Below are 7,863 nucleotides of genomic sequence, written 5' to 3'. Positions count from 1 at the left end.
ATTGAAATTCAATATGCTTTTGCGCTCGCCACAACCACCGAAGCGCGCACCTTTCTAGCACCCCTAGTGGCAAATAAAGAATGGCAATTTATCAATCATGATTTTTTAGCGCGGGTAAAAGGTGGTTTTCAGGCTGGCTGAAAAAGCCAAGCGGTCATTTTCGCAAAATCTTTTGCAAATTTGACCGCTGTTTTATTACCTGTCTATCTAGTAACAATTAGAAAATATTTTTGCTATACTGCATTGCCAAATTAACTTCTTAAATGAAAAAAATGAATATTATCAATGCAATCATCAATTTAGTGAATAATCCAATAACCGAGTTAGTTCAACATTATCAAAGTCGCAATCGTGCTAATCAAGCAGGCGATGCGTTGGAAGAATACGTAAAAGATTTATTTGCCGACACTTTTATGCTGCCTGAAAATCAACGTTTAGAAAAATTGAGCGAAACTTTTTCTTATTTGGGTAATAATAGTAATCCACCTGATGCAATGTTAAATAATGGCGATGCTATTGAAGTGAAGAAAATAGAAAATAACCATTCTGCATTAGCATTAAACAGTAGTTATCCTAAAGCCAAATTATTTAGCCATAGCCCAATGATTTCAACTGCGTGCCGCAATGCAGAAAATTGGACAGAAAAAGATATTATTTATGCTGTTGGTGTGGTTGATGGTACAAGTCTAAAGCATTTATGTATGGTTTATGGGGAAGATTATTTCCCTGATGAACAGTTCTACCAGTTCCCAATAGATCCTCTTGGTATTGCTGTTATAAAAAATGCAGTTTTAGATTTTAAAAATCCTATTCAATGCTTTGATTATATTTATAGACCAAACGAAAAAAAGAGTTTTAATTTTATGTCTATAATCAATACAAAGAAGTGGGAAACTTTAACTAATAGAGACATACTATTTGAAATTCCTAATTTAATTATTAAAGATGTTTTTATTAAAGCTGTTAATACAAATAAACAAAAGATAGCAAAGCTTATTACTTATTCTATTTAGGTGTTCCATATGATTAACTATCAATTTTTCCCTCGTTCACAAGGAGTTAATCACGAAATTCAAAATGTTATTCAATGTTTTGAAAGTGTTGCTGATAAAATTAATTCCCAAAATCATCAGTTATCATCAAATGAAGTATTGGAAATTGTTCGTAACAATCTTGAAAATATAGGTTTTATAGTAGAAAAAGGTAAAAGTGCAAACCAAAAAATTAATGTTCCTGTCTTATTTGGATTAAATAATAGCATTGATAAATGTTTTAATGCCGATGCTTTGAGTAAAGATGGAAAAATTGTTATTGAGGTAGAAGCTGGACGTGCTGTGGATAATAATCAATTTTTAAAAGATATATTTCAGGCTTGTATGATGCATTATGTTGAATATTTAGTATTAGTCGTTAGAAATACCTATCGTGGTAATAAAGATTTCGAAAGAATTTTTACTTTCTTAGAAACATTATATATTTCAAGTCGTTTACAATTGCCTTTAAAAGGAATTTTGCTCATTGGATATTAAAAACTGTAGCTGAACTTATCTAGAAATACCGTCGTTCCAGCCCTAGAACGCAATCAAACCAATCCTAAAGCAATTAATAATAATGAATATTTTACAGGTAGTTTTTCGCCTATTTTTATGAGCCGAAATCGGGTTAAAGCGTGGCACGAACAAGGGTTTACCGTACAAGCATCAGGACGGCAGTGTCAATTACACCCACAAGCCCCTAAAATGGAAAAACACGGCACAAACGATTATCGATTTGTTGCAGGAAAAGAAAATCTTTACCGTAGAATGACCATTCGAGAAGTGGCACGTGTACAAGGGTTTCCCGATGATTTCAAATTTATCTATAAAAATACTAATGATGCATACAAAATGATCGGTAATGCTGTTCCTGTTAATTTGGCTTTTGAAATTGCTGTTGCGATAAAAAAAGCCTTAACAGATCCACAATATCATCAAACTGAAACAGTAAAAGAAAATCAACAGCTTTCAATGTTTTAACTTTCAGGCTAGCTGAAAAGCCAAGCGGTCAAATTCGCAAAATCTTTTGCAAATTTGACCGCACTTTGTGTTACCTAATTAGACTGTTGTCCATTATGGGCAAGCCATTGACATTCGGTTAATGCCATATCCGTAAAAACTGCCGTAAACGAGGAATTTTCAGGCGAGCAAGCATACACACCAAAGCGAATACGCTCGCCGCCTTTGTGTAAATGACAAATCCGCATTTGTTGAAAATGCACACCGTCATAGGAACATTCCACGCAATAATCGCTTTCACGGCGGCTTAAACGAAACCACATTGATTTAATCTCCGCTGCAATTTCCACCGTTGCCCAGTCGGAATAGCCGTGATTGGTTACCACACTGCCAAGATGTTGGAATTGCTCATTTTCATATTCAACGGACGCTTTAAGCCAGTTTTCACTATCCAAATACAATACAATGCCGCACTGGTCAAACCGTTGATGGCTGCCTGAAAAATCGGTCTTGACGACAAAACTGAAATAGCGTTCATCGGTTTCCATTTGCAAAACAGGGGCGTTGTCATTTTGGAAGTGATAATAGGTGCGTTGCCACAAATCCGTATGCGGTGCAGTGGCAATCGTAATTTTATTTTCTTTAATTTCATAGGTTTGTGGTTCTCTCGTCCAAACAAGCGACTGCGGATTAAAAGCTTGCATAGTATCTCCTTGATAATAAGAATGGGCATTATAGCAAAGGGGCGGACTGAAAAGCCAAGCGGTCTTTTTTATCTTTCTTCAAAGGGATTAAACAACTTCACGCCTGTACGGGCAAAATCGGCGGTGTTGCGTGTTACCAAAACCAAATGATGTTGAATGGCACTGGCGGCAATCCAGGCATCATTTTCAGGGGCGTGATCGGGAATGTGCAATTTGGCGCAAATTTGGGCGGTTTGTTCGTCAATTTTTAGAATTTTGCCGTGAAAAGTCGGCAATACTACGTTATCAAACCAACTTCGTAAAACCGCGCCTTGAATAAAATCCTTCCGCTCTTTTGCCAAAATTCCACGCTCAATTTCCATTAACACCATCGCATTGATAAAAATGTCCCTTTCCGAAATAGTTGAAAACCATTCTACAAAGCGTGGATTGGCTTTACCTGTTTTGATTTTGCGGACTTCGCTAATCACATTGGTATCCAGTAAATACATTTATTCCCCTTAGTCGTCTAAATCAACAGGTCGGCGTTGAGCGCGGCTACGTGGTTGTAATTCAAGCTCCACATCATCATTATCAATCGGCAACAATGCCTCTAATGCCGAACGAAACGACTTGGCTTGTCGCACCTTTTCATATTCCGTATAGCTCATCAACACAAACGCCGGCGTGCCGCGATTAGTGATAATCACAGGCTCTTCCAAAGCGTATTTTTGCGCTTGGCTGGAACGTTGGTTAAATTCACGGCTGGTCATAATCGGCATATTGCACCTCCAAATGTAGATAAGTAGATACAATTTTAGTGCGTTTTTTCATAAAGTAAAGCAAAACGGTAATAAATAACAAGCGGTGGGATTTGGGGAAAATTTTGCAAATGCAAAAACTCGCTGAAGTCCCACCGCACTTTTATTTCCCCAAACGCTGTTCCATACCTGATAAAAAGGTTTCCGTGGCATTTTCCCAATCATGTCTTAACATTCTTTCATCGTAATAAATTTATTTTTATAATGATAAAAACGCTAAACTTATTCACAAATTTATAGCCTACATCTATCAAATTCACCAAATCAAAAGGAAAGCAATATGTTATCTCGTCGAGAATTTTTAATTATGAGCGCCGGTGTGGCGTTAGTCGCCAGCTTCCCAACCCTAGCCAACACGGGTGCAAAACCGCAAACGGCTACGGCAATTACCCAAGTTTTTAGTGATGGTGTGCGTTTAACCGCCATTGCCATTGAATACAGCCAGCCTGTCACAAGCGGTCAGTTTGACGCAAAAGATTTCAGCGTTGAAGGTCGCACGGTTACTAATGTATTTGTCAGTAATTCTGCTAGCTTAGATAAAGCGGAATCGGGCAAGTTTGTGATTGTGCAACTTTCCCCTGATGATGCGAATTTGTCATTATCGGAAATGATTCCGATGGCAAATGCAACAGTTCGACCAAAACCGGCAGGGGGCGGTAAACCTTGGGTGGCAGGTGATAAACCGGCAAGTAATTTGATTTTTCACGACCCGACCGCAACCATTAACGCCGACGGCACGAAACTGGCGACTTCTTCGGTAAAAAATCTGATTGTGGACGATTTCCAACAGCTCACTTTTAACGATCCTGAAACCGGAAAGTCTCTCCGTTACAACCTTTATGTGCCGAAAAATCACGGCGACAAACCTTTGCCGTTAGTGCTGTTTATGCATGATGCCGGTGTAACCAGTGAATTTCACCGTGCGACTTTATTGCAAGGTTTAGGCGCAGTTTCGTGGGCAAGCCCTGACGATCAGGCTAAACGCCCTTGCTTCGTGCTTGCGCCGCAGTTTGATGAGATTATCGTGGACGATAAATCTCAAGCCTCACCGATGTTAGAGACTACGATTCATTTAATCGACAGCTTGCGTAAACAATACCACATTGACGGCAATCGTCTTTACGCCACAGGGCAATCCGGCGGCTGTATGATGACCATTGCAATGAACATCAAGTATCCCGATTTATTTGCAGCTTGTTTCTTGGTCGCAGGACAATGGGGCGCAGATTTAGTCGCACCGCTTGCGAAGAAAAAACTGTGGATTTTAGTTTCTGCCGATGATTTAGGCGCATTCCCGGGGCAAAACGCCATCACGGAAAAATTAGAAAAAGAAGGGGCTAAAATCAGCCGTGACATTTGGGACGCCCGTTGGAATGCCGACGAATATCGCTTTGCCTACGATAAAATCGTCGCACAAGACAACCCGATCAATTACACCGTTTTCGCCAAAGACACGGTTTTCCTACCGGGTGCAGATAAAAAAGGCGCAAGCGGTCACCGCAATACGTGGCGCGTCGCCTACACCATCGAGCCAATCCGCGAATGGTTGTTTGAACAAGTGAAAGGCTAAAACGATATACCGAGTTAACCAACAAGCGGTGAGATTTGAGGAGAATTTTGCAAATGCAAAAACTCGCTGAAATCTCACCGCACTTTTATTCCACCTGCGTAAATTGCCGATTCACCAATCGCGTCTCGCTTTCCGTATCGTGCGCAAATTGGGTAATGGTCGGCTTGCGGCGGCAGAGTTCGCGCATTTTGGCGGTGCTTTGTCGGTGTAACGTGCCGTCAATCGCTACGCCGTCTATCTCACCGTTCAGCATATATTCTTCACAATAAGATGCGTCACCACCAATCAAAATATAATGATCGCCCATATCGACAATCACCGACAAATGCCCTAGTGTATGTGGCAAGACATGGTCGATGTGGTAAAAGAGCGGTAGGATTTTACGAAAATTTTGCAAATGGAGAAAATCAGGCAAATCCTACCGCTTGTTATCATTTAACGATTAAAACATCCCACGCCCGCTTTCTGTTTTTTCAGGTACGGCTTGGATCACGTCCCAATGTTCTACGATTTTGCCGTTTTCATCGAAACGGAAAATATCCACCACCGCCTCGCCACGATCTTCATCGTTTAATTTGCTGTGAACGTGCAACATCACTAAATCGCCGTCTGCCATTACACGTTTAATCTCTGCGCGTGATTTTGGGTTCGCTTTTAAAAACGGCGCAAAGGCATCAACAAAAGCCTGACCGCCGTCCGCCACGGTCGGGTTGTGCTGCAAGTATTCTTTACCGATATATTTATCGGTCGCTTCCTGCACTTTGTGCTGATTGAACGCCATTTCATAGAACGCCAACGCATTCGCTTTGTTTTGTTCCGGCGTCGTTTGTGCCATTGCAACGGTTGAAGAGAAAAGTGCGGTTAAAAGTAAAAGAGATTTTTTCATTGGGTTTTCCTTTTTGTTTGTTCATTCAGCATGATTGCTGTTGGTGCGTGATTATATTGAAACAAAAAAGAGAAAAAATAGTGTTTTTTGAATATCACTGTTTCAAATTTTAAAACAATCTCGATTAAAAACGACAAGCGGTCAAATTTCTCCGATATTTTGCCTTTGCAAAAAATTGTAAGAATTTGACCGCTTGTCTATTTCTAAAACGTTAAGCAAATAGTTTCATAAAATAGAATTTGTCATCATAAACGCAACTGTGCTTTTTGGTAAACATCACTTCGATCACGTTTGCCTACCGCTACCACTTGAATAACAATCTGTTCATCAACCACTTGATAAACCAAGCGATAGCCGGAACTTCTCAATTTGATTTTGTAACAATCTTTCATACCACGAAGTTTGGCGCCGGCTACTCTCGGCTGTTCTATGCGTTCTTGAAGTTTATCTAAAAATTGATTGGCAATCACCTTATCCAACTTTTGAAATTCTTTAAGGGCCTCCTTCCGGAATACCACGCGATAAGTCATCGGCGTAAATCCTCTAAATTTACTTCAACTAACTCATCGTTTTGACGTTCTTCCACAATTCTTGCCAGTTCGGCATCGTCTGCCAACTCCATTAGATATTCATAAATATGTGGGGGAACACAATAAAAAGCGGGCTCATTGCGGTTTAAAATGGCAATCGCTTCACCACCTGCAGCGTTAAATGTCGCCATAGGATTGGTTTTTAGTTCAGTAATACTCGCAACAGTATTAGTTAAAACGATACTTGGCATAATAGCACTCCTTTTTTAGTGCTGTTTATCGCTCTTTTTATAGGTTTTGTCAAGATAGTTTATAGGCTTTCATCGGTTTAAAACAATACTACAACTACCAACTCACTCCCCGAAATCTCTCCACTAAAAAATCCACAAGCGGTTGTTTTCGCAAAATCTTTTACAAAACGACTGTACTTTTACCCTTTCAACGCCTCCACCTAAGTCTCACAAAACAATAGGCGGACGTGGTAAACAAACACGGGTATTAAAGGTAAACCGAATGGCTGTTCAAGCTTGATTATTTCCCAAAACCAACTTCAAAAACTCCCTCAAACTTAAACACTGCACGCCCTCAAAAGTATTGCCGTCAAATTCGTCCATCGTCACCACATATTTCGGGTAGTTGTCTTGAATTTTGAGCAGGTTACCAAATTCTCGTTCAAGCGTTTTTTCTTCGTTAATTGTGAGCGTGGCTTGCACATAAATACGTTCGCCATTTTTCTCTGCCACGAAGTCAATTTCTTGGCTATTTAAACCGCCGATTTTGACATCATAACCTGCGATTTGAAGATGATTGAAAATGCAGTTTTCGAGCAATTTGCCACGGTCTTGCACACGATAGCCAATCAGGGCGTTTCGTAAGCCTAAATCTTCAAAATAGTATTTTTCGCCAATCTCAAAAATGCGTTTACCTTCAATATCATAGCGTGGCACTTTGTGGATCAAAAAAGCGTTAGCAAGGTATTCCGCATAATTTTGCACCTGTGTGCTTGACGTAGTAATTTTCTGTGATTTTAAAAAATCAGAGATTTTTTTAGCAGAAAACAAATTGCCGATATTGCTCGCCAAAAATTGTGTGAGTTGTTCTAAAAATTGCACATTTCGTAACGCATAGCGGTTCACAATATCCCGAATAGCAATGGTGGAATAAATGTTGCGTAAATACTCAAACACGATATTGTCTTGCAACGGCAAGTCTTTCAAATAAGGCAAACCGCCGTATTTCAAAAACAGCGACATCGACTTATCACTATCGTCCAGTTTCATAAATTCAAGAAATTACAGGTTTTGAGCAAGCGTTGCGTTCGCTTTTGTTAGATGACGAATTGGATTTGTATTGCACGGGCAGCAATGCTCATTTGCTTT

The 7,863-nt window shown here is 39.9% G+C and carries 11 protein-coding genes and 1 pseudogene; 4 read left to right on the top strand and 8 right to left on the bottom strand.

The features are described 5' to 3' along the window. Positions 1-272 precede the first annotated feature (272 nt). The 3 genes from ACEYKX_RS06545 to ACEYKX_RS06535 are packed head-to-tail and all read left to right on the top strand — an operon-like array spanning position 273 to position 2,015. A complete protein-coding gene (locus ACEYKX_RS06545) occupies positions 273-1,013 on the top strand; it encodes an NgoPII family restriction endonuclease (protein WP_373768027.1) in 741 nt (246 codons plus the stop codon). A gap of 9 nt (positions 1,014-1,022) precedes the next feature. Then, on the top strand, positions 1,023-1,529 hold the full coding sequence (locus tag ACEYKX_RS06540) for a hypothetical protein (RefSeq protein WP_373768026.1): 507 nt from the start codon (positions 1,023-1,025) through the stop codon (positions 1,527-1,529). Between the two features lie 9 nt (positions 1,530-1,538). Beyond that, positions 1,539-2,015 carry a DNA cytosine methyltransferase gene (locus ACEYKX_RS06535; RefSeq protein WP_373768037.1) on the top strand — a complete coding sequence of 159 codons (477 nt, stop codon included), beginning with the start codon at positions 1,539-1,541 and terminating at the stop codon, positions 2,013-2,015. A gap of 74 nt (positions 2,016-2,089) precedes the next feature. Here ACEYKX_RS06535 and ACEYKX_RS06530 read toward each other — a convergent pair whose 3' ends face one another. From ACEYKX_RS06530 to ACEYKX_RS06520, 3 genes are all read right to left on the bottom strand, one after another. Further along, positions 2,090-2,698 carry a DUF1349 domain-containing protein gene (locus tag ACEYKX_RS06530; protein ID WP_373768025.1) on the bottom strand — a complete coding sequence of 203 codons (609 nt, stop codon included), beginning with the start codon at positions 2,696-2,698 and terminating at the stop codon, positions 2,090-2,092. Positions 2,699-2,766: 68 nt separating this feature from the next. Further along, positions 2,767-3,189, bottom strand: coding sequence for a type II toxin-antitoxin system VapC family toxin (locus ACEYKX_RS06525; protein WP_373768024.1), 423 nt, complete (start codon positions 3,187-3,189; stop codon positions 2,767-2,769). Positions 3,190-3,198: 9 nt separating this feature from the next. Then, positions 3,199-3,459 carry a type II toxin-antitoxin system Phd/YefM family antitoxin gene (locus ACEYKX_RS06520; protein WP_373780665.1) on the bottom strand — a complete coding sequence of 87 codons (261 nt, stop codon included), beginning with the start codon at positions 3,457-3,459 and terminating at the stop codon, positions 3,199-3,201. Positions 3,460-3,778: 319 nt separating this feature from the next. Here ACEYKX_RS06520 and ACEYKX_RS06515 point away from each other — a divergent pair, with 319 nt between their 5' ends. Continuing rightward, positions 3,779-5,068, top strand: a complete 1,290-nt coding sequence (locus ACEYKX_RS06515) for a prolyl oligopeptidase family serine peptidase (protein WP_373768022.1) — start codon at positions 3,779-3,781, stop codon at positions 5,066-5,068. Between the two features lie 85 nt (positions 5,069-5,153). Here ACEYKX_RS06515 and ACEYKX_RS06510 read toward each other — a convergent pair whose 3' ends face one another. From ACEYKX_RS06510 to ACEYKX_RS06490, 5 genes and pseudogenes are all read right to left on the bottom strand, one after another. Beyond that, complete coding sequence (locus tag ACEYKX_RS06510) at positions 5,154-5,483, bottom strand: hypothetical protein (protein ID WP_373780664.1); 330 nt, start codon at positions 5,481-5,483, stop codon at positions 5,154-5,156. Between the two features lie 27 nt (positions 5,484-5,510). Beyond that, positions 5,511-5,954, bottom strand: a complete 444-nt coding sequence (locus tag ACEYKX_RS06505) for an ester cyclase (protein WP_273318601.1) — start codon at positions 5,952-5,954, stop codon at positions 5,511-5,513. A 245-nt stretch (positions 5,955-6,199) separates the two neighbouring features. Beyond that, entirely contained in the window at positions 6,200-6,484 is a 285-nt protein-coding gene (locus ACEYKX_RS06500; RefSeq protein ID WP_373768020.1) for a type II toxin-antitoxin system RelE/ParE family toxin, read from the bottom strand. Further along, positions 6,481-6,735 (bottom strand): type II toxin-antitoxin system Phd/YefM family antitoxin, encoded by a 255-nt coding sequence (locus ACEYKX_RS06495; RefSeq protein WP_373768019.1) that lies wholly within the window; start codon positions 6,733-6,735, stop codon positions 6,481-6,483. Before ACEYKX_RS06495 ends, ACEYKX_RS06500 begins: the two co-directional genes overlap by 4 nt. A gap of 270 nt (positions 6,736-7,005) precedes the next feature. Beyond that, a pseudogene (locus ACEYKX_RS06490) lies at positions 7,006-7,776 on the bottom strand (ATP-binding protein); the annotation flags it as partial. Positions 7,777-7,863: the final 87 nt, after the last annotated feature.

The sequence above is a fragment of the Glaesserella sp. genome (genome assembly GCF_041817755.1).
In the GTDB taxonomy this organism is placed as follows: Bacteria; Pseudomonadota; Gammaproteobacteria; order Enterobacterales; family Pasteurellaceae; genus Glaesserella.
Note: the sequence above shows the minus strand (reverse complement) of the source record. Positions and strands in the feature narration are given on the sequence as shown.